The organism is Candidatus Aciduliprofundum sp. HYA1 (genome assembly GCF_056175085.1).
In genome coordinates this window covers 948,458-972,161 of the sequence record NZ_CM149694.1, presented here as the reverse complement: position 1 = coordinate 972,161, position 23,704 = coordinate 948,458, and the positions used below count along the sequence as shown (strand labels likewise).

27 protein-coding genes are annotated in these 23,704 nt (G+C 43.5%); 11 read left to right on the top strand and 16 right to left on the bottom strand.

Annotated elements, in window-relative coordinates; all coding sequences use genetic code 11:
- Positions 1-69 precede the first annotated feature (69 nt).
- Entirely contained in the window at positions 70-351 is a 282-nt protein-coding gene (locus AC0S1O_RS05350) for a DNA-directed RNA polymerase subunit L (protein WP_475393301.1), read from the top strand.
- Here AC0S1O_RS05350 and AC0S1O_RS05345 read toward each other — a convergent pair.
- Together AC0S1O_RS05345 and smc are read right to left on the bottom strand one after the other, a co-directional pair.
- Positions 344-1,195 (bottom strand): segregation/condensation protein A, encoded by an 852-nt coding sequence (locus AC0S1O_RS05345; RefSeq protein ID WP_475393300.1) that lies wholly within the window; start codon positions 1,193-1,195, stop codon positions 344-346. The genes AC0S1O_RS05350 and AC0S1O_RS05345 overlap by 8 nt on opposite strands.
- Positions 1,185-4,721 (bottom strand): chromosome segregation protein SMC, encoded by a 3,537-nt coding sequence (smc, locus tag AC0S1O_RS05340; protein ID WP_475393299.1) that lies wholly within the window; start codon positions 4,719-4,721, stop codon positions 1,185-1,187. The genes AC0S1O_RS05345 and smc overlap by 11 nt, the downstream gene beginning before the upstream one ends.
- Before the next feature lie 207 nt (positions 4,722-4,928).
- Here smc and AC0S1O_RS05335 point away from each other — a divergent pair, with 207 nt between their 5' ends.
- From AC0S1O_RS05335 to AC0S1O_RS05325, 3 genes are read left to right on the top strand one after another with little or no spacing between them, the layout of a single operon-like run.
- Complete coding sequence (locus AC0S1O_RS05335) at positions 4,929-5,879, top strand: hypothetical protein (RefSeq protein WP_475393298.1); 951 nt, start codon at positions 4,929-4,931, stop codon at positions 5,877-5,879.
- The gene (locus tag AC0S1O_RS05330) at positions 5,876-6,094 is read left to right on the top strand and encodes a hypothetical protein (protein WP_475393297.1); all 219 of its coding nucleotides are present in this window, start codon (positions 5,876-5,878) and stop codon (positions 6,092-6,094) included. The genes AC0S1O_RS05335 and AC0S1O_RS05330 overlap by 4 nt, the downstream gene beginning before the upstream one ends.
- Before the next feature lie 17 nt (positions 6,095-6,111).
- A complete protein-coding gene (locus tag AC0S1O_RS05325) occupies positions 6,112-6,378 on the top strand; it encodes a hypothetical protein (protein WP_475393296.1) in 267 nt (88 codons plus the stop codon).
- 131 nt (positions 6,379-6,509) lie between these two features.
- Here AC0S1O_RS05325 and AC0S1O_RS05320 read toward each other — a convergent pair whose 3' ends face one another.
- Positions 6,510-7,010 (bottom strand): hypothetical protein, encoded by a 501-nt coding sequence (locus AC0S1O_RS05320; RefSeq protein WP_475393295.1) that lies wholly within the window; start codon positions 7,008-7,010, stop codon positions 6,510-6,512.
- Between the two features lie 310 nt (positions 7,011-7,320).
- On the opposite strand from AC0S1O_RS05320, the gene AC0S1O_RS05315 reads away from it, so the two are divergent.
- From AC0S1O_RS05315 to AC0S1O_RS05305, 3 genes are read left to right on the top strand one after another with little or no spacing between them, the layout of a single operon-like run.
- Positions 7,321-7,776 carry a 30S ribosomal protein S15 gene (locus AC0S1O_RS05315; RefSeq protein ID WP_475393294.1) on the top strand — a complete coding sequence of 152 codons (456 nt, stop codon included), beginning with the start codon at positions 7,321-7,323 and terminating at the stop codon, positions 7,774-7,776.
- On the top strand, positions 7,776-9,047 hold the full coding sequence (locus AC0S1O_RS05310) for a DHHA1 domain-containing protein (RefSeq protein WP_475393293.1): 1,272 nt from the start codon (positions 7,776-7,778) through the stop codon (positions 9,045-9,047). Before AC0S1O_RS05315 ends, AC0S1O_RS05310 begins: the two co-directional genes overlap by 1 nt.
- A gap of 14 nt (positions 9,048-9,061) precedes the next feature.
- The gene (locus AC0S1O_RS05305) at positions 9,062-9,826 is read left to right on the top strand and encodes a 4-phosphopantoate--beta-alanine ligase (RefSeq protein ID WP_475393292.1); all 765 of its coding nucleotides are present in this window, start codon (positions 9,062-9,064) and stop codon (positions 9,824-9,826) included.
- Here AC0S1O_RS05305 and AC0S1O_RS05300 read toward each other — a convergent pair.
- A complete protein-coding gene (locus tag AC0S1O_RS05300) occupies positions 9,793-10,434 on the bottom strand; it encodes a zinc ribbon domain-containing protein (RefSeq protein WP_475393291.1) in 642 nt (213 codons plus the stop codon). The two genes, AC0S1O_RS05305 and AC0S1O_RS05300, sit on opposite strands and share 34 nt — an antisense overlap.
- A gap of 50 nt (positions 10,435-10,484) precedes the next feature.
- The gene (locus tag AC0S1O_RS05295) at positions 10,485-11,108 is read right to left on the bottom strand and encodes a metallophosphoesterase family protein (protein ID WP_475393290.1); all 624 of its coding nucleotides are present in this window, start codon (positions 11,106-11,108) and stop codon (positions 10,485-10,487) included.
- 72 nt (positions 11,109-11,180) lie between these two features.
- On the opposite strand from AC0S1O_RS05295, the gene AC0S1O_RS05290 reads away from it, so the two are divergent.
- On the top strand, positions 11,181-11,561 hold the full coding sequence (locus tag AC0S1O_RS05290) for a YkgJ family cysteine cluster protein (protein ID WP_475393289.1): 381 nt from the start codon (positions 11,181-11,183) through the stop codon (positions 11,559-11,561).
- Here the strand turns inward: AC0S1O_RS05290 and AC0S1O_RS05285 are convergent.
- The 8 genes from AC0S1O_RS05285 to AC0S1O_RS05250 form a co-directional block, all read right to left on the bottom strand.
- Positions 11,542-12,651 (bottom strand): sodium ion-translocating decarboxylase subunit beta, encoded by a 1,110-nt coding sequence (locus AC0S1O_RS05285; RefSeq protein WP_475393288.1) that lies wholly within the window; start codon positions 12,649-12,651, stop codon positions 11,542-11,544. The genes AC0S1O_RS05290 and AC0S1O_RS05285 overlap by 20 nt on opposite strands.
- Before the next feature lie 7 nt (positions 12,652-12,658).
- Complete coding sequence (locus tag AC0S1O_RS05280; protein WP_475393287.1) at positions 12,659-13,042, bottom strand: biotin/lipoyl-containing protein; 384 nt, start codon at positions 13,040-13,042, stop codon at positions 12,659-12,661.
- Positions 13,039-13,803 carry an OadG family protein gene (locus tag AC0S1O_RS05275; RefSeq protein ID WP_475393286.1) on the bottom strand — a complete coding sequence of 255 codons (765 nt, stop codon included), beginning with the start codon at positions 13,801-13,803 and terminating at the stop codon, positions 13,039-13,041. The genes AC0S1O_RS05280 and AC0S1O_RS05275 overlap by 4 nt, the downstream gene beginning before the upstream one ends.
- An 8-nt stretch (positions 13,804-13,811) precedes the next feature.
- Positions 13,812-15,338, bottom strand: coding sequence for an acyl-CoA carboxylase subunit beta (locus AC0S1O_RS05270; RefSeq protein WP_475393285.1), 1,527 nt, complete (start codon positions 15,336-15,338; stop codon positions 13,812-13,814).
- 77 nt (positions 15,339-15,415) lie between these two features.
- Entirely contained in the window at positions 15,416-17,101 is a 1,686-nt protein-coding gene (locus tag AC0S1O_RS05265; RefSeq protein WP_475394476.1) for an acyl-CoA mutase large subunit family protein, read from the bottom strand.
- Positions 17,098-17,487, bottom strand: coding sequence for a methylmalonyl-CoA epimerase (mce, locus tag AC0S1O_RS05260; protein WP_475393284.1), 390 nt, complete (start codon positions 17,485-17,487; stop codon positions 17,098-17,100). The genes AC0S1O_RS05265 and mce overlap by 4 nt, the downstream gene beginning before the upstream one ends.
- Positions 17,471-18,421 (bottom strand): methylmalonyl Co-A mutase-associated GTPase MeaB, encoded by a 951-nt coding sequence (meaB, locus tag AC0S1O_RS05255; RefSeq protein ID WP_475393283.1) that lies wholly within the window; start codon positions 18,419-18,421, stop codon positions 17,471-17,473. Before meaB ends, mce begins: the two co-directional genes overlap by 17 nt.
- Complete coding sequence (locus tag AC0S1O_RS05250; RefSeq protein WP_475393282.1) at positions 18,409-18,792, bottom strand: cobalamin B12-binding domain-containing protein; 384 nt, start codon at positions 18,790-18,792, stop codon at positions 18,409-18,411. The genes meaB and AC0S1O_RS05250 overlap by 13 nt, the downstream gene beginning before the upstream one ends.
- Positions 18,793-18,940: 148 nt before the next feature.
- Here AC0S1O_RS05250 and AC0S1O_RS05245 point away from each other — a divergent pair, with 148 nt between their 5' ends.
- The 3 genes from AC0S1O_RS05245 to hycI are packed head-to-tail and all read left to right on the top strand — an operon-like array spanning position 18,941 to position 20,970.
- Complete coding sequence (locus AC0S1O_RS05245) at positions 18,941-19,636, top strand: ATP-binding cassette domain-containing protein (protein ID WP_475393281.1); 696 nt, start codon at positions 18,941-18,943, stop codon at positions 19,634-19,636.
- The gene (locus AC0S1O_RS05240) at positions 19,617-20,528 is read left to right on the top strand and encodes a SufB/SufD family protein (RefSeq protein ID WP_475393280.1); all 912 of its coding nucleotides are present in this window, start codon (positions 19,617-19,619) and stop codon (positions 20,526-20,528) included. Before AC0S1O_RS05245 ends, AC0S1O_RS05240 begins: the two co-directional genes overlap by 20 nt.
- Before the next feature lie 4 nt (positions 20,529-20,532).
- Positions 20,533-20,970 carry a hydrogenase maturation peptidase HycI gene (hycI, locus tag AC0S1O_RS05235; RefSeq protein WP_475393279.1) on the top strand — a complete coding sequence of 146 codons (438 nt, stop codon included), beginning with the start codon at positions 20,533-20,535 and terminating at the stop codon, positions 20,968-20,970.
- Positions 20,971-20,978: 8 nt separating this feature from the next.
- Here the strand turns inward: hycI and AC0S1O_RS05230 are convergent, their stop codons facing one another.
- The 3 genes from AC0S1O_RS05230 to AC0S1O_RS05220 are packed head-to-tail and all read right to left on the bottom strand — an operon-like array spanning position 20,979 to position 23,619.
- Entirely contained in the window at positions 20,979-21,767 is a 789-nt protein-coding gene (locus AC0S1O_RS05230; RefSeq protein WP_475393278.1) for a Coenzyme F420 hydrogenase/dehydrogenase, beta subunit C-terminal domain, read from the bottom strand.
- Positions 21,767-22,435 carry an NADH-quinone oxidoreductase subunit B family protein gene (locus AC0S1O_RS05225; RefSeq protein WP_475393277.1) on the bottom strand — a complete coding sequence of 223 codons (669 nt, stop codon included), beginning with the start codon at positions 22,433-22,435 and terminating at the stop codon, positions 21,767-21,769. The genes AC0S1O_RS05230 and AC0S1O_RS05225 overlap by 1 nt, the downstream gene beginning before the upstream one ends.
- The gene (locus AC0S1O_RS05220; protein WP_475393276.1) at positions 22,432-23,619 is read right to left on the bottom strand and encodes a nickel-dependent hydrogenase large subunit; all 1,188 of its coding nucleotides are present in this window, start codon (positions 23,617-23,619) and stop codon (positions 22,432-22,434) included. Before AC0S1O_RS05220 ends, AC0S1O_RS05225 begins: the two co-directional genes overlap by 4 nt.
- Positions 23,620-23,704: the final 85 nt, after the last annotated feature.

Genomic DNA, 23,704 nt, shown 5'->3' with positions numbered 1-23,704 from the left:
CTTCTTGGTATTTTAAACTTATGCGACAGGGGCGGAATAATTAAATAATAGCGAAATTTAACCCACAATATGAAGGAAATGGAGTTCAGGATAATTTCAAAGGAGAAAAACGAGATGGTTCTGGAAGTTGTGAACGCGGACAGAACCCTTTTAATTCCCCTGGTTGAAGAACTCAACAGGGACGATATGGTTGAGCAGGCCATTTACCACTATGAGCATCCCTACCTTGAAAATCCCACACTGAAAATAAGGGTGAAGAGTGGAAAGCCCCAAGCAGCAATAAAGAGGGCTGCAAAAAGATTGGAAAAGGTTTTTGAAGAAATGGAAAAGGAGTTTGAAAGGGTTAAATAGTTTCCAAACTTATTTCTGGAGGATTTATAAACTCTATGTTTCTCAGTTCCTCCGGTATCAGTATTTTTATGGTTATCTCCCCATACGGCACGGACTGATGCAGTTCAACCTTCTCAAATTTCTCAAGGAATAGAAGAGAAAGGAAAACCTTGATGAAATCTTCCCTCGTGCCATCGTATACCATGCTGAGGGAAATCTCATCACCATGAACCTCACTCAGCCTGGTCCAAACTTCCTTTATCTCCTCCTCCAGATCCTCACGATGCACCTTCTCGTCCAGATTGAACTTGAACTTTTCGCGAATCTTGCGCTGTCTCTTCTTTATCTCCACTTCCCTTCTCGCCTCGTTTATGGCCTGAATGAGTTCCATCAAACTCACGGGGCGCTCTTCCTCCCGCCTCACGGGCTCCTTTATCTCAATGCTTGGCTCCACAAATTCCTCCTCATCAAATTCAAAGGCACCCACGTCAATATCAAAGAAATCCTCATCCACATAGTACATTTCTCTCTCGGCCTCTTCGAGCACATCCTTGCTCTTCTTCATCAATACGTTCCACGCCATGTATATGATCCTGCCGGCGATGATGAAATCTATTTCCCTCTCCTTCCTTATCCTATCAAGGTAGAGCTTTGTGAATTTCATTAGGTCTATTTTCCATGGGTCCAGTTTTTCATCGAGAACGAGTTCAAATGCTATGGCAACCGCCTTGTCCACAGGATTCTTCGCAGATATATGTATGCCCTCCTCCAGGGTACGGGCCATGTGGATGTAATAATCAATATCAATATCCTCGTCTAAAAGCGCTTTGTAGTACATAAGATGCTCTGTAAGTTCATGCTGCACCTTCTTCCACCTCCGGAACCTTCTGAATGAAGACACGGGAAAGTCCATCTCCCCTGTGGGTAACACCTATAACGTAATCTGCGAATTTCAGTGTGGCCTTTCTCAGCGATATGACAATGAACTGGGCCGTGGCCGAGTTTCTCTTTATTATCCTTCCAACCATCTCAGCGTTCACGCCATCCAGGAACATGTCAACCTCGTCAAGCACGTAAAATGGAGATGGATCGTACTGCTGAATTGCAAATATGAAGGCCAGAGCAGTCAGGCTCTTCTCTCCACCGCTGAGAGAGTCAAGAAGCACGAATTTCTTGCCCACAGGCTTCACCCGTATTATAAGACCTCCCTTGAAGGGATCATCGGGGTTCTCAAGCACCAGTTCAGCATCTCCACCGTTGCTTACCTCCTTGTATATCTTCTTGAAGTTCTCGTTTATCGCATTGAATACCTTCATCAGCCCATCCTTCTTCTTCCCGTTGAGTTCCTTCACAAGGTTAATCAGATTCTTCTTCTCCTCCTTCAACCTGTTGTACTCCTCCCTTAAGGTCTCGTATCTTTCCCGTTCTTCATCATACTCTTCAATGCTCCTCATATTCACGGGACCAAGGGAGAGCATCTGAGATTGCAAATCCTTGAGTATGTTCTTGAGCTTCGTAACAGACTCGGCACTGTGTACCTCTATTCCGTAACTCTCGTAATCCTTCTTCGCCTCCTCATAATTGGCCTCCTGGGTTTTTAGATTTGCCATAACATGAATTTTAAGTCCCTCGTTGACCTCTATATCCCTCTTCTTCTGGGCAATTTCCTCCCTTACCTTCTCCCTCTTCTTCACAAGCGCATCACGCTGATCCATCAACCCCTGAACCTTGCTCTTCTCCCTCTCCAAGATCTCCTCAAGTTTGCGGCGCTCAACCTTTATATCTTCCATTTGTGCTTCAAGGCCCTTTATATCAGTGAGTAAATTCTCAACGGTGCTCTCCTTCTTTTTCTTATCTGCAAGGGCATCATCTTCCCTGGATTGAAGGGTTTTTACCTCCCCCTCAACACGCACGATCTCCTTCTCAACGCTCTCCAACTTCACCCTAAGGGATTCCACCTCATCGCGGAGCGCATTGATCTCGGATGATATGTTCTCGGGAATGAGCCTCTGCATCTCTTCACGCATCCTGGATTCCCTTTTCTCCATTTCTTCAATCTTTGCCCTTATCTCCTCTTCCTCTGCTCTCACACTCTCAAGAATTTTCTCGTAATTCTGCATTTCATCCTCAAGTTTCTTCACCTGCGAGCGCAGGATTTTTAGTTTTTCCTGGTTCCTCTTCCGCTCCTCGTTCCAGATTGCAATCTGGGAACTATTATCCTGGGCCTTCAACTCTCTTATCTTTCTTATCACATCTTCAAGTTCCGCCCTCACGCTCTCAAGTTTCAACCTTATATCATCACGCTCGCCCATCGCTTCCCTCAATTTGCGCCCGATTTCCTCCAAATTGCCCATGCTTATTTTCCTTCTCCTCTCCACACTTCCTCCAACCATGGCACCGCTTGCCTCTATGAGTTGCCCATCAAGGGTGACGAGGCGAACACCTCCCATCAATCTACGGGCATTGTCAAGGTTGTCCACAATAACGGTGTCTCCAAACACGTACCAGAACGCTGCCTCAAATTTCTTGTCAAAACTGATTAGGTCCATGGCAAATCCCAAGGCATGAGAATCCCTGGCTGCAAGTATTGCCTTGCCTCTGGGCCTTCCACGGAGCATCTTGTTTAGAGGCAGAAATATTGCCCTTCCAAGCCTGTTCTTCTTCAAATACTCTATGGCCCTGGCGGCGGCATCATCGTCCTCACAAACTATGCTCATCATCCTGGTTCCCGCGGCAATCTCAATGGCAAGGGCGTATTTATCATCCACATTTCCAAGTTCAGCAATGGTGCCGTATATCCCTCTCAACTCTCCCCTATCCCTTGCAGCGAGAATTGCCATAACGGCTCTGCTAAGAGAATCCTCGCTTCCTTCCATCCTGGCCTTTATCTTCTCGTACTCGGCTGTAAGCTGGGTGACGAGTTTTTCCTTCTGCTGCAACTCCTTTGAGAGTTTGGATTCTTCGTTGCTGAGCTCATAGTATCTTTTCTCCAAGGATTTTTTCTCCTTCTCAAAACCCCTTGTCTCGTTCTTGAACTGGGATATTCTCCACTCTGCATCCCTTATGGCTGCTTCAACGTCCTTTATGCTCTCCTCCCTGGATGCTATCTCTCCCCTTATCCTGCTTATCTCCCCCTTTATCCTGTTCTCCTCATCAACCTTGGAGGCATAAATCTTCCTCAAATTTTTGATCTCCCCCTCTATTTTAGTGACCTCATTCTGCAGTTCTTTGAATTTCCGGTTGGCCTGACCGAGGTTCTGCTCCTTGGACTTCAGTTCTTTCAATTTGCCCTCGTATTCCTTCCTTATGGAATCCCTCTCACTCTTGAGGGATTTTAACTCCTCCATCTTTGATTTTTTATCCTTCCTGATCTGGGCAAGGAGAGTTTCAAGATTTTTTATCTCATCTCTCATCTCCTCCACACGGTACTCCTTGTTCTCCTTGTCCATCTTGACCTCCGCATATCTGATCTTCAAATCCTCAATCTTTTTGCTCATCTCGGATATTTCCTCCATTCCCATGGCCTGGATCTTCCTGTCTATTTCATCAATTTTACTTGCAATCTCCTTCTCCTCTTCCTCCCTGGCATTTATCTCCTTCTTGAGATTCTCGATACTCTCCATTATCCCGTCCAGTTGTCTCTTGAGTGATTGAATGGACATTTCGGCCTCCTTCATGGCCGAATAGGCAATTTTTGCATTTGTTTCCCTAACCTTCTCTTCCAGTTCCCTATAGCGCAGTGCGATTTGCCTGTCCCTCTCCAGTTTTTCCATGTTCCTCCTTATCTCATCCAGCCGTACCTCAATGCGCCCCATGTTCTCCTCCGTTACGCGTCTCTCATCCTCTGCCTTCTTGATCTCGCTGTCGAACTTTGTTATGCCAGCAATGTCATCCAAAATGATCCTGCGCTCCGTGGGAGTCATCTTGACTATGCTCGTCACATCTCCCTGCTGCACAAAATTGTATCCATCTGCACTGATCTTTGCATGCATAAGAATTGAATTGAAATCCTGAAGCCTGGCACGCTCACCATTTATGTAAAAATAACTGTTGTATCCCTCCTCGTTATTGGCCCTTTTTATGTACCTTGTGAGCTTTACCTCATCCTCATCTATGGGCAAAACACGGTCACGGTTGTCAAAAATCAAACTGACCTTACAGTAATCTGCAGGCCTCCCATTCTTGCCCCCATTGTAAATCAGGTCCGTGAGCCTCTGGGCTCTTATCTTCTTAGAGGATTTCGGTCCCAGAACAAAGAGTATGGCATCCGTTATGTTGCTCTTACCACTTCCATTGGGACCGCTTATGGCCGTAAAACCCTTTCTAAACTCCAACCTTGTCCTTCTGCCGAATGATTTGAAATTTTCAAGCTCAATGGCTTTAAGATACATCCCATCACCTTCTGGCAAATATTTTGTCTGACATGATAATATATCATGTCAGATTCATGACAGATAACATCACAATAGTATTTAAACCTTTCTATCAAGCTTTCAAGCACTTTCTTAGAATAACGCTCAAAAGAGGCAATTATCCACAAAAGATTTAAATACTATTTTGTCATACATTTATATGACAAATGTCAGATGGTGGTTGATATGAAAAAATATCCTTACAGTGTTGGATCAGCCGTGATATACTCCATCGCTCTTCTCTCCACCCTGTGGTGGATTCCCATACTCGGACCCATAATAATAGGGTACATAACCGGAAGGAAGGCGGGAGGACCCATTAAGGGGCTAATAGCAATGGCCGTGCCAATAGTTCTTTACTTCATGGCCGTACATGCCATAAATGAGGGACTAATCAACATCCCCCCCGTGGTGAAAACCTACCTTGGTGGGACCCTGCTCACATCCACCGCTGCACTTCCCTTTATTCAATACATACAGGTTAGCACAAGGGTAGCCATGAATGTGGGCACCTACATTGAGCATTATATTTACTATGCACCTCCCTCATTTTTTATCATGCTTTCCTTTGCCTTCATAGGAGGAGCCGTCAGCAGGCAGATCATACTTGAAAGAGGCCTCTACAAGGAAGTTGTGAGACCCAAGAAAAAGATAAAACCGTTCAGAGTGGAGAAGGAAAGAGACGTGGAAAGGGCTGAAGATCAGGAGCCAGAAACTGATGTTCCGAGACGCAGGGCACCCCGTGAATATATCCCCAATCCAGAACCAATAAATCGCAATCCATCTCCTCAGCCAATGTATGCCTACGCTCCCCAGCCCATGTATCCCCAGGCACAACCACAAATGCAAAATTTCCCACAGTACCAGCAATACGGGTATCCCCAGTACCCTCAGTACGCCCAGTATCCCCAATATCCACACGCGCAGCAGGATCAATACCCCTATGAATATCCTCCCAATCAACCTGTTAGCAAGAGAAGAAAAGCGGCGAAAAGGAGGAGTAAGAAGAAAATCAGGCCATTCCAGGATGAAAGGGAAAGCAAATTCGTGGTCCACGAAATGGATACGCCAAAGAATGTGGAAAGGCTCATAAAAAAGAAAAGCGTAAATAGGGAGCATTCAATTGCATTTCTGTGAGAATAATAGGCATAGATCTCGCTGCGAAGGAGAAAAATCCCACGGGAATCGCCATAATGGAGGATTCTAAAATAAAAACCCTTAAACTTTTTTATGATTCTGAAATACTGAACCTTGTTATTCCTATCCATCCACGAATAATAGCAATGGATGCCCCACTAACCCTCAAAGATCGCTACGCAGAAAAGTATTTGAAAAAAAATATGGAGCCTTGAGCCTTAAAATTCCCTCAATGAGACTCCTCGCACAGAGAGGCCTTAAATTAAAGGAAGATTTTGAAAGGAAAGGATTTGAGGTGATTGAGGTATTTCCAACGGCAACAGCTAAAATTCTCGGATTTTACAAAAGGAATAAGATGGAAATGCTCACCTACTTCAAAGATTTCTCAATTGATGGCGCGAGGAACAAGCACGAAGTAGATGCAATCATAGCAGCCTATACAGCGTACCTGCATCTCCTTGGAAAGTGCAGAAGGGTGGATGGTGTGGTTATTCCATAATACTTCCATAGTAAGCCCTGAGTTATATTACCGACTCTTACATCACCTCATAAATATATCTTTGATGCATATGTTCCATCATCATTATAACAGGAATGATTTTGCTCATTTTTTAGTCACCTCTGTATTTGTCATATCTTTACATGACTTCCATATATTATTGTCTTGTTTGCAAGATACAGCTTTGCATATCCAAATGACCAGTATAGATGCCAACCATCATAGTATTTAAACTCATAAACATTTTCAGAAATTTTGGTGATGTTGCAGGGAATAATTTTATCATCAGTATATGGAGATCTCCCCTTTTGGATAATAATATTATAGGCCCCTTGAAACTGTGGTGGACATATGTAATCTACCTCCACAACCGTGGTATTATTTATTTTATTCCACAGAAATATCAGAGAATGGTTATTATGAATCACCATTCCAATTGCATATGTGCCTGGATCTGATGTGGAGTTGAAAAAATAAACCCCTCCTGCTATTTTTGGAGAAATGGATGACATCAACTGATGATGATTTGCAGAAAATTGAAAAATACCATATGCACTTAGTATTGAGATTATTACAATGAAAGCACTTATAATTGCCACTTTCTTTCTTATTTCATTGTTATGTCCTATCATATTATTTAACACCCCCACAGATAAAATGGCATATCAGGATCACCATCAAATTCTTGGGGCGTATCATCCCCTCCATATGGATACTCTGATAACTCCCACTGAAAGTTCCCCCATCGAACTGATAAGAAGGAGCAAAACTACACCAATGATCCACATACCCCTCCACACATTCATCACCAGGATATATACCAAAATCATGCTATTTAAAGTTTTTGTGGAAAAATTCATCATTCATTCATCTATTGCAGGAAAGCAAGCAGAAGAAAATCTTTAAGTATTTGATAATATTAGCCACCCAAAGGTGAAATTTATGGGCAGGATTCACGCTAGAAGGAAGGGAAGATCCGGATCAAGAAGGCCTTTCAGAACCGAGAAGCCCGAGTGGGTGGATATGGGCAAAGAGGAGGTCATAGAGAAGGTTATAGAGCTGAGCAGAGAGGGGCACTCTCAGGCCATGATCGGCACCATTCTGAGGGACGAATACGGAGTGCCAGATGTGAAACTTGTTACTGGAATGAGTATAGGTAAAATACTTCAGGAAAATGGGCTTGCGCCCCAAATTCCGGATGATTTGATGGCTCTCATGAGAAAGGCCGTAAAGTTAAACAACCATCTTGCGTCACATCCAAAGGATCTGGGGAACAGAAGGGGATTACAACTTGTAGAGGCAAAGATAAGACGCCTTGTGAAGTACTACAAGCGTGTTGGAAAGTTACCTCAAGATTGGAAATACAGCCTTAAAGAGGCTGAACTCCTGGTGAAGTGATGTCCTCTGTCATTCAAGAGAGGTTGAAAAAAGCCCGAAAACTCATTGAAGAGGGTGATGATTTTAGAATTATCACCCACTACGACGTTGACGGCGTTTGCTCCGGAGGAATAGTGGCCAGGTACCTTCTGAAGAGAGGTAAGAGATTCCATATCTCTTTCTTTCGTAATGTGGAAAAAGACACCATTTTGAAAATTATCCAAGATGAGGAGTATGTAATAATGACCGATCTCGGCTCTGGACTTATTGATTCTCTTGAGGGAAATGTGATTGTTCTAGACCACCACAAGCCACCGGGAGATAATGAGAGCATTATACACGTGAACCCGCATCTTGACGGGTACAACGGCTCCCATGACGCCTGTGCCAGCACTCTCGCCTATATGCTTGCAGATGATCCTGCTATGGCAAAATTCTTCCTTGCTGGGGTGTTTGGCGACAAACAGCATCTTGGAGGGTTCACAGGGCTTAACAGAGAAATATTCGAAAAACTGGGCCTGAGGGTGGAAGATGTTTCCGTGCTCCATGGAAACGTGGTTGATTCCATTCTTTACTCCACAGAGCCCTTCTTTTTCGGACTATCTGGAAACCAGGAGGCCATTGAAGAGTTCCTGAGAAAAATAAAAATACCCCTGACAAGGGATTTTGAAGAACTATCCGAGAGGGAGAGAACAAAATTGGTGTCTGCACTTACAATGAATCTACTAAAGCACAGCAAGGTCTCCACAATCGGAAGAAAAATAATGGATATGGATGTCAGCGTGGATGGAACCAGCATAAGGTACCTAACAGAGCTCATTGATTCCTCAGCCCGCACGGATAATCAGAGCATTGCTCTTGGCTACATACTTGGCGACGAAAGTGCTAAAGAAAAAATGGAAGTCCTCAGAAAGGAATACAAGAGTAAGGTTATTGAAGGCATATACTCCATGCTGGATAACCTATTTGAGTTATCCCATCTCCAGTACTTCTTCGTAAACAGCAGTTATCTCGCATCATCGCTGGCGACCATAGGGTCCCTGTACATCCTTGACGATAGAAAGGTCACCCTTGGCATATACTCGGATGACATGGTTCACATATCTGCAAGGGGAACCCAGAAACTCGTAAAAAGGGTTCATCTGGGAGATTTGATGCGCAAACTTTCCCAGAAATTTGGTGGCAATGGAGGGGGCCACGACATTGCTGCAGGAGCGACCATTCCAAAGGGCACTGAGGAGAACTTCATCAAGGAATTAAACAATGAGATAGAAAAAAGTTTATCCTCCTGAAGCATTGGTGATTTATGATTCCCAAAAGCCATCCAAGATATGAATCCCTGATGAAGAGGGAAAGGATAATAGAAGGTTTTAAAAAGGGTATAGTTGCCCATGCAGGTCTGATAGCCCACGGAAGGGGAGAGACCTTTGATTACCTGATCGGTGAGAGAAGTGAGGATTTTGCATTGAGAGCCGAGGAAGCCGCGGTGGCAAGATTGTTCCTTGCAAAAAACCCTGTGATTTCTGTGAATGGAAATGTAACAGCCCTTGCAGCCCCAGATGTGATTCAACTTGCTAGGGTACTAAACACAAAAATTGAGGTAAACCTTTTCTACCGCACAGAGGAGAGGGTAAGGAAAATCGTGAGAGAGTTCGAAAAACTGGGTGCAAGGATTCTGGGGGCTGAGCCGGATGCAAGAATTCCGAATCTTGAGCATGCAAGGGCATTATGCACAAGGGAAGGCATATATTCAGCGGACGTGGTGCTTGTACCCCTTGAAGATGGAGATCGCACAAAGGCACTTAAGGATATGGGAAAATCCGTCATCACCATAGATCTGAACCCGCTATCCAGAACCGCCCAAACGGCGGATATCACCATCGTGGACGAACTCACAAGGGCAATAAAAAATATGATAAAATTTGCAGAAGGTATGAATGAGGAGAGAGCAATTAGGGTGCTCGAAGGGTACAATAACCGGGATATCCTCGCACAGAGCTTAAATCATATAAAAAATAGACTGGAGAGGTTGGCATCTCACTTTTCAAGCTCTTCAGGCTTGAAGACATAACCGCAGTTGTAGCACATTATTGCATCCTTTGAATTCAGGGTTCCACACTGGGGACATTTTATGAACTCCTCACCATCCACAATCACTACCTCAAATTCCTCCTTTTTCTCCTCCTTTTTGGCAGGAGCTTCCTTCTCCTCAACCTTAACTTCACCACCAGCAAGGGATTCAAGGGTTTGGATCATCTTCTCTCTGAGATCTGTGAGACCGCGGTACAGGGCAGATATCTCCCCAAGTTTCTTCTCAATCTCATCCTTAGTTGTCTTCAAGGTCTTTTCGTACTCCTTCAGCACGCTCTCTGCAGAAGTTACGGCGGCAACCCTCTTTTGCAGTTCTTTTACCATCTGCTGGTATTTATTTTTCTCCTCTTCAAGTTTCTTTGCATAATTTTCCAGTTCTGAACTCTTTCTGTCAAGCAACTTCTCCTTCTCCTGAACCTTCTTTTCAAGATCTGCAATCCTTTCTTCCCTCTCCTTGATTTTTTTCTCCCGTTCATCCAGCTGGCGGGCCCGTTCATTAACTTCCTTCTCCCTCTTCTGAATCTTTGCCAAGTAGTTCTGAACCTGCTCCCACAAGTTGAGGGTACCCAAATCTTCATCCTCAGCCATAGTCATACCTCCTTTATGGATATTATACTCATTAAATATTAAATTTTTGCCTATTTTTCTATCATCTCAACGCTCATGTCCTGCAAATTGATAATGGCAGCGTATCCATCCTTGGCAGGTCCTGGATTCACAAAGAGAATATCCTTTATGAATTGATAACCTCTCGCCTCGTGAACATGTCCAGATACAACCAGCCGGGGCTTTGCCTCAAAAACAGCATCTCTTATACCCCTGCTACCTATGTGCCTGCCTCCAACATCGTCAAGTATGCCCAAGGGCGGCTGGTGAGTCAAGAACACACAGCCCTTGCAATTTCTAAAAACACTGTAGGCATAATCTTCCGAGAATGTTATGCCCATGGTGAATCCCCTTCCATTTGTGCCACCGAGCCCGATGAATTTGAGGTTACCAAGCACGACTGCCCTATCATGCAAATTTTCAGCCCTGCTTTTTTCTATGGCATCCAGCACATCCGGGGGGTCACAGTTGCCAGGAACCGCGAGCACAGGCCCTTCAATATGATTCAAAAATTCAAGGGCAAAGTCAGCAGGACCAAAATTGGTTATATCACCAGCAATCAGCACTGCGTCAAATTCATATTCCTGGGAAAGTTCCTCAATCATATAGAGCGCGTTCCAAGAGCCGTGGATATCGGCCAGTGCCAAGAGTCTCATAACGGGAGATTATGTTAAAGATTAAAAATTTCACGTAAAAAAGATTAAGTTCTCAAATTATATCCATCATCAATGCTACCCTGCATTAAATACAGATGCTCCGCCTGCTGCCACAATACGGAGATGATGCTAACCGAGGAGGACGTGGAACGAATAAAGGCGCTGGGATACGATGATTTTTACTATGAGGAGGATGGGTTCCTATACCTCAAAAACAGGAATGGAAGATGCGTTTTTCTGAATGAACAAGGACTGTGCAAGATATACGAACAAAGGCCGGAGGGTTGCAGGTTTTATCCCTTCATCTACGATCCAGAGAGGGATCGGATAATGAGAGATGAGGATTGCCCGTACAGGGAAAAATTTAAACTTGAAAATCCAGAGAAACTGAAAGAGCTGGTTTTAAGAATTCTTAATGAGAGAGAAATAAGACTCAAAGCAGATACGCAATAAACACCCCAGCCGCTATGGCAGATCCAATAACACCTGCAACATTTGGACCCATGGCATGCATGAGCAGGAAATTACCTGGGTTCTCCTTTGAACCCATTCTCTGAACCACCCGTGCGCTCATTGGTACCGCACTCACTCCAGCCGCTCCAATCATGGGATTTATCTTACCGTGGGACAGGAAGTAGAAGAGCTTACCAAGCAACACTCCCCCAGCTGTGGCTGTAGCAAACGCAAACACACCAAGTAGAAGAATCTCAACAGTTTGTATGGTTAAAAATCTACTGGCCGTCATCATATAGCCCACACCGAGCCCCAAGAATATGGTGGCAATGTTTATCAACTCATTTTGCACGGTTTTTGATAATCTCTCCGTAACCCCGCACTCCCTCAGGAGATTCCCAAACATTAGCATCCCGATCAAGGGCAGGGCAGTGGGTACCAGCAATCCAACAACAATCGTTGTAACTATTGGGAAAAGAATTTTTTCTCTCTTTCCGACCTTTCTCAGAGGTTTCATAACGACGCTTCTTTCCTTTTTGGTGGTAAGGGCCCTTATTACAGGTGGCTGGATGAGTGGAACCATTGACATGTATGAATAGGCGGCAACAGCCACGGCACCCAGAATATCAGGGGCAAGTTTTGTAGCCGTGTAGATTGTGGTGGGTCCATCTGCTCCTCCAATTATACCTATGGCTGCCGCCTGATTTATGTTAAATCCGAAAATGAGGGCAGCAAGCATGGCACAGTAAATTCCAATCTGAGCAGCCGCCCCAAGAAGAAAGGTCTTTGGATTGGCAAGCAGGGGCTCAAAATCGGTCATTGCACCTATACCTAAAAATATGAGAAGTGGAATGGCCTCTGTACTTATCAGATACTTGTAAACAAGATAGAGAAATCCATGGGGCGCTTCGGTCAGTCCACTCAAAGGCAGGTTAACTATCACTGCACTGAAACCTATGGGCACCAGCAGCAATGGCTCCATTTTATACTTTATCCCCAGGGTAATGAAGAGCAGGCCGACTATGATCATAACAACCTCTCTCCAGTTTAGAGAGAGGAACCCGAGAAGTTCTCCCAGCACTCCGAGCATATTGACCTCACTCTATCACTATCAAGGGTGCACCCCTATCCACGGTATCTCCCACATTCACCATTATCTCTCTAACCTTGCCATCCTTGGGCGATACTATTTCATTCTCCATTTTCATTGCCTCTAATATCAGAAGCACGTCTCCTTTTTTCACAGCATCTCCAACCTTGACTCTGATATCCAGTATCTTACCTGGCATAGGAGCAGTTACTGCGCCTTCAACGGTTTTATTAGAAACACTCTCCTTCAATTTAGCAGATGTATTTACCGGCACATTTGCAGGTGCCATGGCCACTGATTGCACCGTGGGCGTTGAAGAAGGTTCACCCAGCTCCTCCACTTCCACTGTGTACTCCCTACCGTTAACAACAACCTTAAACTTCCTCTTCATCTCAATCGCCTCATTCCTGCCATTCTCCCATAATATTTCCAGGGAGACGGTTTCACGCTTATTATCCTGAACTTTCTGCCACCCAAATAAAGGCTTATGGCACCAGTTATAGCGGCTATTACCTCTTCGTCCATTTCTTCCACACTCCTTGAGCCAATATCAACCTTCTTTGAAGGCTTTTCATCCTTATTATTCTTTTCCTCATCACCTATGAATCTTGCAAATGTGTACATCACCACTGCAAGAATTCCAAGGACGGAAAATACCACACCCATGCCGATTCCGGAGAGAAGGAGCCCTTCGTCCAGACCGTTCTTGGATTTTTCAACATGAATTGGGCTCATTTTAACATCCATTGAGCCGCCAAGGTCATAGAAAATCACTGCAAAGCGTTCAGTAGCATTGTAATTTTTCAGAAGATAAAATTCAACCGTTTTATTCCCGCTCGTCAACGCACTTTTAAACACGGTATCGTTTCCTATAACTATCTTCATCCCTGCCATTACTGTGGAGGGAGAAATATGAGTTATAATATTCATGCTTACCCGGGCGCCCTCTTCAGGATGTGTGGTTATGTTTGAAAGTGCAGTTGTAAGGGAAGCAAATCCGTTTTCCAAAATTATATTGATCCATCCTCCATGAGATGAAACCCCGAAATTATCCGCCCTGTAACTGACATTCCAGTTTGCATTCACGCTCTCTCCAGAGGCATAGGCGAAGGTCAGAAGAATAATTAGAGATATACAGAAAAGGGCCCTCAACACATCACCTACAGAGGTATATTCCCATGCTTCTTTGCAGGTCTATCTTCCATCTTGTTCTCCAGCATTCTGAGCGCCTGAATGATCTTCGGTCTGGTCTCATGGGGGTATATTACATCGTCCACGTACAAGCGGGATGCGGCAACATAGGGGTTGGCAAACTTGTCCCTGTACTCCTTTATTAGTTCTTGCCTCCTTTTATCCGGGTTCTCCGCATTGTTTATCTCCTTCCTGAACACTATGTTCACTGCACCCTCGGGACCCATAACAGCAATTTCGGCGGTGGGCCACGCATAAACCACATCGGTGCGAAGATGCTTTGAACCCATACCTATGTAGGCCCCACCATATGCCTTGCGCATTATCACGGTTATCTTGGGCACGGTGGCTTCGCTGTACGCGTAAAGCAATTTAGCACCATGCCTAATTATACCTCCATGCTCCTGCTCCACACCGGGCATGTATCCAGGCACATCAACCAGGGTAATAATCGGTATGTTAAAGGCGTCACAGAATCTTATGAAACGCGCCGCCTTATCACTTGCATTTATATCAAGAACACCTGCAAACACCTTTGGTTGATTTGCAACTATTCCAACGGTCTTACCTGCCATCCTGGCAAATCCAACAACAATGTTCTCTGCAAAGAAGGGATGTATTTCAAAGAACGTACCCCGATCCACAATGAGGTTTATAACATCCCTTACATCGTAGGACCTCTTTGGATCTTCAGGTATGACTCTGTCCAGAGAGTATTCAATCCTGTCCGGAGGATCACCCACATCCACCTCCGGGGGATCTTCCATATTATTTGAAGGAAGATAACTGAGAAGAATCTTCACCATGTTAAGGGCCTCATCCTCGTTTCTGGCAAAAAGATGGGCGTTTCCACTCTTCTGATTGTGCACCAGAGCACCACCAAGAGTCTCGAAATCAACATCTTCGCCGGTTACAGCCTTGATAACCTGGGGCCCTGTTATGAACATGTGGGCCGTCTTGTCCACCATTATCACAAAATCCATTATGGCCGGTGAGTATACCGCACCACCTGCACTTGGACCCATTATCACTGCAATCTGAGGCACAACTCCACTGGCCATGGTGTTTCTGAAGAATATCTCTCCATATCCCTTGAGAGAATCAACGCCCTCCTGAATCCTCGCTCCCCCAGAATCGTTGAGCCCTATTATCGGTGCTCCGTTCTTCAAAGCCAGATCCATTATTGTGGTTATCTTCTGGGCGTGCATCTCTCCCAGGGAGCCACCGAGAACTGTGAAATCCTGGGCATATACAAATACGAGTTTTCCATTTATTGTACCGTAACCTGTGACAACACCATCTCCAGGTACCCTCTTTTTGTCCATTCCAAAATCAGTGGCACGGGACTGGGCAAACATTCCTATTTCAACGAATGTCCCGGGATCGAGAAGTTTCTCAATCCTCTCCCTAGCTGTGAGTTTACCCTTTTCATGCTGTTTCCTTATGCGCTCCTCTCCGCCACCGAGCATAGCCCTTTTTCTTTTTTCCTCGAGCATAGTAATCCCCCACTTCCGTCAATCGGTTTAACGAGTTTCGACGATAGTAAATGCTCCAGGTATATTATACTTGCGCATCATATCACCGTTGGAGCGCGGTACTCTCCATAAACCTCCTTGAGCGCAGATACAATCTCACCAAGGGTGGCATTGCTCTTCACACATTGATAAATGTAGGGCACAATATTGTTTTCGTTGGACTCTTCCATCTCTGCAATCCTGCTCAATTCATTTAAAGCCCTTTTCACCTTGTTGCTATCCCTGTTCGCCCTAAACCTACGAAGTCGCTCTATTTGCCTCATACACATTTCCTCACAAACCTTCATTATCTCGATACTCACCTCCTCTTTTTCATCTACAAATCTATTAACACCCACAACAATACGATCCCCATTTTCAATCCCCATCTGCATCCGGTATGCTGAATCTGCTATCTCCCTCTGCACATATCCAACCTCTATGGCCCTGGTCATTCCACCCAGTTCTTCAATCCTATCCAGGTACTTCCAAACTTCCTCCTCAATTGTATCCGTAAGCCATTCCACATAGTAGGAACCGCCCATTGGATCAATGGTATCCACCACACCACTTTCATACGCTATAATCTGCTGCGTGCGCAGAGCAATTTCCACAGATTTGCGAGTTGGTAGTGCAAGTGCCTCATCATAGGAATTTGTGTGTAAACTCTGAGTTCCTCCGAGAACAGCAGCAAGTGCCTGTATTGCCACTCTAACTATGTTGTTGAAGGGCTGCTGGGCAGTAAGAGTGGAACCTCCAGTTTGAGTGTGAAACCGCATCATCATTGACTTGGGATTTTTCGCACCAAACCTTTCACGCATAACCTTTGCCCATATTCTTCTGGCGGCTCTGAACTTGGCAATCTCTTCAAAGAAATTATTGTGCGCCGCAAAGAAGAAGGATAGGCGAGGGGCAAATTTGTCCACATCCACACCTCTACGGGTGATCCATCTAACATACTCAATGCCATCTGCTATTGTGAATGCCACCTCCTGGACCGCAGTGCTCCCAGCCTCACGAATGTGATATCCGGAGATGCTTATGGGATTCCACTTTGGTATTTTCTCAGCACAGTATACAATGGTATCCGCCACCATGCGCATTGAAGGTTGAGGTGGAAATATGTACGTGCCCCTGGCTATGTATTCCTTGAGTATATCATTCTGGATGGTTCCCCTCAATACACCAGGAGAGATACCTTTTTCCTCCCCAACAATCTGATACATGCTTAAAAGTATTGCCGCCGTGGAATTTATGGTCATTGAGGTGCTTATTTTGTCAAGTGGTATCCCATCAAACAGGATCCGCATATCCTCAATTGTATCTATGGCCACTCCAACCTTGCCCACTTCCCCCAAAGCCATAGGATCATCAGAATCGTATCCCACCTGGGTGGGTAAGTCAAACGCCACACTGAGCCCTGTTTGTCCCTGCTCCAGCAAAAACTTGTACCTTTTGTTTGTCTCCTCTGCTGTTCCAAATCCCGCATACTGCCTCATTGTCCACAGACGACCACGGTACATGGTTGGATAAACGCCCCTGGTGAAGGGATACTCCCCCGGAAATCCCAATTTTTCAATATAGTCCCAATCCTTAAGATTATCTGGTGCGTACAATCTATCTATATTCACATCAAAATCCAGCACAAATTTTTTCCTCTCACCCTTCCTCTCAAGAAATTTCTTTAGAGTTGTGCTTTCCCAACGCTCCCTTTCCCTGATTATTCTCTCCACATCCACATTTATCCCTCCACAAGTTCCAGAAGAAATCTGGTGCTCTGTGGGTGCACAAATGCTATTTTTTTGCCCCCTGCACCGAGTCTGGGTTCTTCATCAATAAGCCTGTATCCCAGCTCCTTCAAAACTTTCAGGGATTTTTCAATGTTTTCCACCTCAACGGCAAGATGATGCAATCCTTCACCCCTTTTCTCTAAAAACTTATTGATTGGCGAATTCTCGTTAATGGGCTCAAGAATCTCTATTCTGGCATTACCAAGATGAATTATTCCAACCCTTACCCCCTGATCATCCACATTTTCATATTCTACTTTAAAACCCATATCTTTCCATATTTTCACGCCTTCTTCCAGATTTTTAACCGCTATTGCAACATGATCAATCTTCTTTATCATTGCAGAGCACCTCCTTTTTAAAGATTTCATAAAGATTCTCTACTGCACTATAATAGTCACACTGGCATTCTGCCACCTTCTTCACATAGGCATCAAACGACTCGTTTCCATTGAGAAATTCAATTGCAAGATCATCCACATGGTCCAGAAACATTGTTCTAAGCAATCCCCTTATCTTATCAACATACATTGGGTTCTCCATACTCAAGTGCTCCTCAATCTTATCAAGAAGTGGTATTACCGTGGCCCTGTTGTACCCTATTGTTCTTACTATTGGAGGGGTCCATCCGTCTCTGGGTTCCACATTATCCCTCAAATAAGCCTCTGTAAGATCTGCTCCGTTTATATCACACTTATTTATCACATATATATCCGCACTCTCAATTATCCCTGCCTTCATCATCTGTATATCATCACCCATATTGGGCATGAGCACGAGTACTGTGGTATGGCATATGTAGGACACCTCAACTGCAATCTGCCCCGTGCCCACGGTTTCCACAATTATGTAATCCATCCCCGCAAGGGCAAGAACCTTGAGGATGTCCTTTACAGACCTTGATATCCCCTCCGGATTATCCGCACAACTTATGCTTCTAATGAAAACATTGGGATTTGTTGCATGTCTCTGCATTCTTATTCTATCCCCCAGTATGGCTCCACCGGTGTAAGGAGATCTTGGATCAACAAGGATCACTCCAACCTTCTTACCCCTTTCAACCAAGAGTGAAATAACATGATCTATCAACGTGCTCTTCCCCACTCCTGGAGGACCGGTGAAACATATAATCTTACCCTTCACCGGACAACCGTATATCTTTCCGATCACTTCCTTTCTAAGATCTGCATCCCTCTCCATCATTGTTATTAGTTTTGAAAGTGCAACCCTATCCCCCGACCTCACCCTCTCCAGAATTTCGCCTATTTCACCCATTCTCCCACCTTCTCAACTATAAACTTTAAAGAAGTACCCGGCCCAAATACCTCTTTGATTCCCATCTTCTTCAGAGCCTCCACATCATCTGGAGGTATCGTACCACCGCAGAAAACAGGAATATCCACACCCTTCTCCTTCATCAACTCAATAACCCGCCTGAAAAGTTGAAGATGTGCACCGGATAGACAACTTAGACCTATAAGATCAACATCTTCCTGTATTGCAGTTGCTACAACCTGCTCAGGACTCTGCCTGATTCCGGTGTAAATAACCTCGTACCCTGCGTTCTTTAATGCCCTTGCAACTACCTTGGCTCCACGATCGTGACCATCGAGCCCGACCTTTGCTATGAGAATCCTTTTTCCCATTGTTATACGATATTACAACATTGAATTTAAATTTTTCTTCATTTTATTTTCATAATTCGTTTTTATTTTGTTTTATCTTTGAATTTTAAATACGATACGCAAATATGGGGAGAAAAATTTTAATAAGTTGCTTCATAAAACCCCATACATGCTTTCGGTGAGAAATCTAAAGGTGTATCGAGGAGATACGGAGATAATAAAAGGGATAAATATGGATTTTCAAGATTCCAAGATTCATGTTATTCTCGGGATTAACGGTTCAGGAAAGAGCACGCTTGCAGGAGGAATCATGGGGATATATCCCACCACGGGAAAAATAGAATTGAATGGGAGAAGAATAGATCACATGGGCATCACCGAACGTGCCAAACTGGGCATAACACTCTGTTTTCAGGAGCCAGCAAGATTTGAGGGGATAATTATAAAGGACTACCTGCTGATTTCCTCAAAAGAAAAAAGCCTAAATTCGCTGTTCTCCGTTCTAAATCTCGTTGGACTACCGGTTGAGATAGTGAAAAAGAGAATGGACGATACCCTCAGCGGTGGTGAGAGAAAGAGAATAGAACTCGCATCTGTTTTACTTATGAAACCCAGAGTGGCAATACTTGATGAACCAGATAGTGGCATAGATATGCTTTCCTATGGAAAAATAGGAGAGGCGGTGTATACTCTGAAGAAAAATGGAGCTACAGTCATTCTGATCACCCATAACAAAGAACTTGTAAACCTGGGAGATGTGGCCCATGTGCTCAGTAACGGAAAGATAATAAAATCCGGTGAGCCAAAACTTGTGAAAAGTTTTTTTGAAAATATGAATGGGGGTGATGAGGACGAATGTTCTTGAGAGCATATCAAGGTACACCGGAATAGTGGATGAAAATACCCCCAGATTACTCATACACAAAAATAAACCTGTTAAAATTAAACTGGCAGATGGTATAATCATAAATACAGAAGAGTTGAAGGACAGCACGGTTATAGATATCCTGGTTGAAAGGAGTCTTGAAAAACCCGTACATATTTGCTTTGCAATATTGAACAAAACCGGAGAGCAGAGTATAAATGCAAGGATAACAGTAAAGGATAACTCAAAGGTGCACTTTATTTCCCATTGTGTATTTCCAAATGCAGAAAAAGTTGTTCACAAGTCAAATATCCAGTTTCAAATAGGACATGGAGCAGTGGTAAAATACGAGGAAAATCATATTCATTCTCAGGAAGGAGACATAGAAATAGATTCCAAGGTGCACGTGAATACAGGCATAAAATCAAGATTCGATCTTAGTTTTACTGCAACACATGGAAGGGCTGGAAAATTAAACTCATCTACGGATATTCATGTGGGTGCAGAATCTTCAGCAAATGTTATTGCTAAGATCCTTGGAAAGAAGGATGATTACATAGTTTTAAACGAAAAGATAACACTGGAGGGCTGTGAATCGAATGGGATGGTAAAAACAAGAAATGTGCTAACCGAAAGATCAAAAAGCGTGGTGAACTCTGAGATAACAGGACTCGGAATAGAATCCAGAGGTCACATAGACTGCACAGAGATATTGATGGATGAGGCAACAGCCATGGCCTATCCAATAGTAAACGTTCAAAATCCCACTGCAAAACTTACACACGAGGCTGCAATAGGTCGGGTTGATAAAAAGCAGATAATAACCCTTCTGTGCAGAGGACTTTCTGAGGAAGAGGCCACGGACTTCATAGTCCAAGGACTTCTGAGGTGAGTTAATGAAAATCCTTATGGGTGTGGGTAACGAACTCAGGGGAGACGATGCCATTGGAATCTATGTAGCCAGAAATTTTCACAGGAATGATTGGCATGTGATAATAGCCGGCCAGGTACCGGAGGACTTCACCTCCGAGATAAGGAGGATCAAACCTGAAACTTTGGTACTGGTAGATGCCGCGTTGATGGGCTTATCTCCCGGAGAGTTCCGTATCGTACCAATTGAGAAAATCCCGAACGTGGCATTCAGCACCCATGGTATGCCACTTTCATTCTTTCTAACCTACATTAATGATTTCGTGGGAAACAGCATTCTCATAGGAATTCAGCCTAAAACAATGGAGTTCGGAGTTCAGATTAGCCAAGAAGTGAAGAGAGGTGCAGATCAGTTAATTAAAATACTTCAAAGCGAAAATTGGAATTTAATAAAATCATTGTGACTTTCGTTTTATATTTTACTTGCACGTCTCATCTTTTCACGGGCCTGGTTCACAATATCTATAATACCTTCTTCATCCATTTCACCCACTTCTACGTATTCATTCTCCTCAGCTGACCTTAAAATCTCTAGAGCATATTCACTTCTGATTATGCAACTTCTCCAATCACCCTTTGAGCCCACGATACCAAAGGATATATCCGAGCTCTTTGCTGTGAAATCCTCACAAGACAAACAGGCAAGTTTCACATCTCTCCTAACACTCTCTAAAGAGATCTTTTTAACTTCACCATTTCTAAGCACCACTATAAACTCATTCATTTTTATCTCTGCACTTTTTATTTGTGGAAGACTAATTCCCATTTCTCTTTCCAACATTGTTTTAAATCCGTCCTGTGTGAATGAACCCATACAAAATAGACCAATGATAAGTTTTATCCTTTCAAATATATCGCCTACCTGCATAGGATATTCTCTCATATCCCTTATTACCTGACACTGGCAAGGTGTGCCAATTATTGCAATTCTATCCAATCTCCCAACTTTTAAAGCATCCACTATCGCATCCACCATTGGAGTGATAACCCATTTCGTTCCAATGGCAGACTTGAGTTGCTCACTATCTTTTATAACAATCGCTTTAGAATTCCAATTATCATCCGCCTTCACAACGATGGCCCCATCTATTTCATTTGAATCCAAAGCATAGGCTATAAGTGCTGTGGTGGCACCAAACGATGGTTTTCTGGATCTTACTCTAACCACATCTATATATTCCCCAAAATATTTTTCATACATCAAATCACCTCCGCATTTTCCTTTTTCAATTTAAGAAAGTTTCGGGGACATCTAAAATAACAGGTTCCACATCTTATACATTTATCCATCCTTACCTCTGGCATACCTTTAATCATTTCTATGGCCTCAACAGGACAAGAAAGTGCACACATACCGCATCCCACACATAAACCACGGGCAACAATTTCATCCTGAAGGTCCTGACCACTCGCTCTCTTTTTCTTTATGAGATTTTTAAATGGAATCAAATATTTTGAATTACCCTTTAAATAAGCATCTAGGAACTTTTTCAAAATCTCAACCGATGCAGGGCATCCAGGAATTGCATAGTCTATATTGATAACATCAGAAACTGGAACGAAGGTCATATGATATGCCTGCGGTATTTGATTACCCCTGCAAAACCTTGTTATACCCCCAACACAAGCACATGATCCCACAGCAACTATATCCCTGCACAATTCCCTTAGTTTTTTAAGAATTTTTATATGCTCAGGAAACTCTAAACATACAGATCCACTTACAAATCCAATATCAGCCTCTGTCATTTCTTTATTATCTACCAAATTTGGACAGTAAACCAACTCAACATCTGGATTTGTAAGAACTCCAAGAAAGTTAATCATACATCCGCTACAATCTGCGAGTTTGATGTATATAACCTTCATCCCCCATCCCTCCTAACAATTATCCTATGTGTTGCACACGAAAGGCAGGGATCATAACTTCTTACAATTACCTCTGCAAATTTCAAAGGAGCACCCACAAGTGCAGCATCTATTACAGGTATATTGAACATAGTTGGAACTATTATCCTATAATCCATTATTATCCCATCCTGTCTTAAATTCAACACATGTATGTTTGTACCCCTTGGGGCTTCATGAACGCCAATACCCATTCCACTTTTTGGTTCAAAAAATGTTCTTGTTTCTCCATTGGTATTTAGGAGTCCACATAATTCCTCTATCCTATCGCATCCCTTTAAGGCATCTTCTATGTAAGCCATATTTATTGCCAATGGGAATCTGGAATCAAACTTAAAGAATCTCTTTAATCTTGCCCTTGGACCCACCTCAGTTATCTCGTTATTATACATGGCCAGGGACGATCCAGTTTCCCTTATTGGTTCATCCAGATCGTAATACTTTTCAGGTGGCACTACTGATACATCCAGAAGATTTACCTCATTTCTATCCCCATAATATGGGTGCGTGGCCAAAAAGGGTAAATTAACGTTCCCGAGATCTTCAGGAATTTTATTTTCTTCCACCATTTTACCCAATCTTTCCTCAAAAGATGTGCGGAACTCCTCCATTAATGTCTTATATTCTCTCGTTGATTTTTCTATTTCTTCCTTACCTTTATCGCTTACATTTTTCAGCATGCCTCCAACGCAGACATTGGAGGGATGAATGGGTGCATGCCCGCTTATTTTAACTATCTCACTGGCCAATTCAAGCATTTTGAAAATTTTTTTCAACACAGCCCTATCATCTTCAAAGAAATCCTGGTAAAGAAAGAGCATATGCATGGCATGGCTTTGCAACCTGTTTCCCAATCCCGCTATTTCCCTTAGGATAAGTCCGTCTTTAGGAGGTATGATACCAAGCACATACTCCGTTGCTTCAATCGCCGCGATACCATGCGTAACATGGCAAACACCACATATCCTCATTGCCGCCACAGGCAAAAACTCAAGATCCTTTCCCACAAACATCTTTGAAAATCCCCTCACCGGCATAAACGGGTAAAAAAATCCTTTTTTTATTCTATCTTCTTCATCAACATAAACGATAATTTTTCCATCTGCTTCGATTCTTGTAACTATAGATTCTATTTTATTGCTCATTAAATACGATATTCGTTTTAAACATATAAATATTTCTCAAAATCAATCCATTTTGCATCACATAGATGATCCAAGTACCTTGCAA

Bases quoted from the DNA above. Each gene is read 5' to 3' on its own strand.
- AC0S1O_RS05350 (WP_475393301.1), top strand. From the start codon at position 70: ATGAAGGAAATGGAGTTCAGGATAATTTCAAAGGAGAAAAACGAGATG.
- smc (WP_475393299.1), bottom strand. From the start codon at position 4,721: ATGTATCTTAAAGCCATTGAGCTTGAAAATTTCAAATCATTCGGCAGA.
- AC0S1O_RS05335 (WP_475393298.1), top strand. From the start codon at position 4,929: ATGAAAAAATATCCTTACAGTGTTGGATCAGCCGTGATATACTCCATC.
- AC0S1O_RS05325 (WP_475393296.1), top strand. From the start codon at position 6,112: ATGAGACTCCTCGCACAGAGAGGCCTTAAATTAAAGGAAGATTTTGAA.
- AC0S1O_RS05320 (WP_475393295.1), bottom strand. From the start codon at position 7,010: ATGATAGGACATAACAATGAAATAAGAAAGAAAGTGGCAATTATAAGT.
- AC0S1O_RS05315 (WP_475393294.1), top strand. From the start codon at position 7,321: ATGGGCAGGATTCACGCTAGAAGGAAGGGAAGATCCGGATCAAGAAGG.
- AC0S1O_RS05310 (WP_475393293.1), top strand. From the start codon at position 7,776: ATGTCCTCTGTCATTCAAGAGAGGTTGAAAAAAGCCCGAAAACTCATT.
- AC0S1O_RS05305 (WP_475393292.1), top strand. From the start codon at position 9,062: ATGATTCCCAAAAGCCATCCAAGATATGAATCCCTGATGAAGAGGGAA.
- AC0S1O_RS05300 (WP_475393291.1), bottom strand. From the start codon at position 10,434: ATGGCTGAGGATGAAGATTTGGGTACCCTCAACTTGTGGGAGCAGGTT.
- AC0S1O_RS05295 (WP_475393290.1), bottom strand. From the start codon at position 11,108: ATGAGACTCTTGGCACTGGCCGATATCCACGGCTCTTGGAACGCGCTC.
- AC0S1O_RS05290 (WP_475393289.1), top strand. From the start codon at position 11,181: ATGCTACCCTGCATTAAATACAGATGCTCCGCCTGCTGCCACAATACG.
- AC0S1O_RS05285 (WP_475393288.1), bottom strand. From the start codon at position 12,651: ATGCTCGGAGTGCTGGGAGAACTTCTCGGGTTCCTCTCTCTAAACTGG.
- AC0S1O_RS05280 (WP_475393287.1), bottom strand. From the start codon at position 13,042: ATGAAGAGGAAGTTTAAGGTTGTTGTTAACGGTAGGGAGTACACAGTG.
- AC0S1O_RS05270 (WP_475393285.1), bottom strand. From the start codon at position 15,338: ATGCTCGAGGAAAAAAGAAAAAGGGCTATGCTCGGTGGCGGAGAGGAG.
- mce (WP_475393284.1), bottom strand. From the start codon at position 17,487: ATGATAAAGAAGATTGATCATGTTGCAATAGCGGTTAAAAATCTGGAA.
- meaB (WP_475393283.1), bottom strand. From the start codon at position 18,421: ATGGGTGAAATAGGCGAAATTCTGGAGAGGGTGAGGTCGGGGGATAGG.
- AC0S1O_RS05250 (WP_475393282.1), bottom strand. From the start codon at position 18,792: ATGGGAAAAAGGATTCTCATAGCAAAGGTCGGGCTCGATGGTCACGAT.
- AC0S1O_RS05245 (WP_475393281.1), top strand. From the start codon at position 18,941: ATGCTTTCGGTGAGAAATCTAAAGGTGTATCGAGGAGATACGGAGATA.
- AC0S1O_RS05240 (WP_475393280.1), top strand. From the start codon at position 19,617: ATGAGGACGAATGTTCTTGAGAGCATATCAAGGTACACCGGAATAGTG.
- hycI (WP_475393279.1), top strand. From the start codon at position 20,533: ATGAAAATCCTTATGGGTGTGGGTAACGAACTCAGGGGAGACGATGCC.
- AC0S1O_RS05230 (WP_475393278.1), bottom strand. From the start codon at position 21,767: ATGTATGAAAAATATTTTGGGGAATATATAGATGTGGTTAGAGTAAGA.
- AC0S1O_RS05225 (WP_475393277.1), bottom strand. From the start codon at position 22,435: ATGAAGGTTATATACATCAAACTCGCAGATTGTAGCGGATGTATGATT.
- AC0S1O_RS05220 (WP_475393276.1), bottom strand. From the start codon at position 23,619: ATGAGCAATAAAATAGAATCTATAGTTACAAGAATCGAAGCAGATGGA.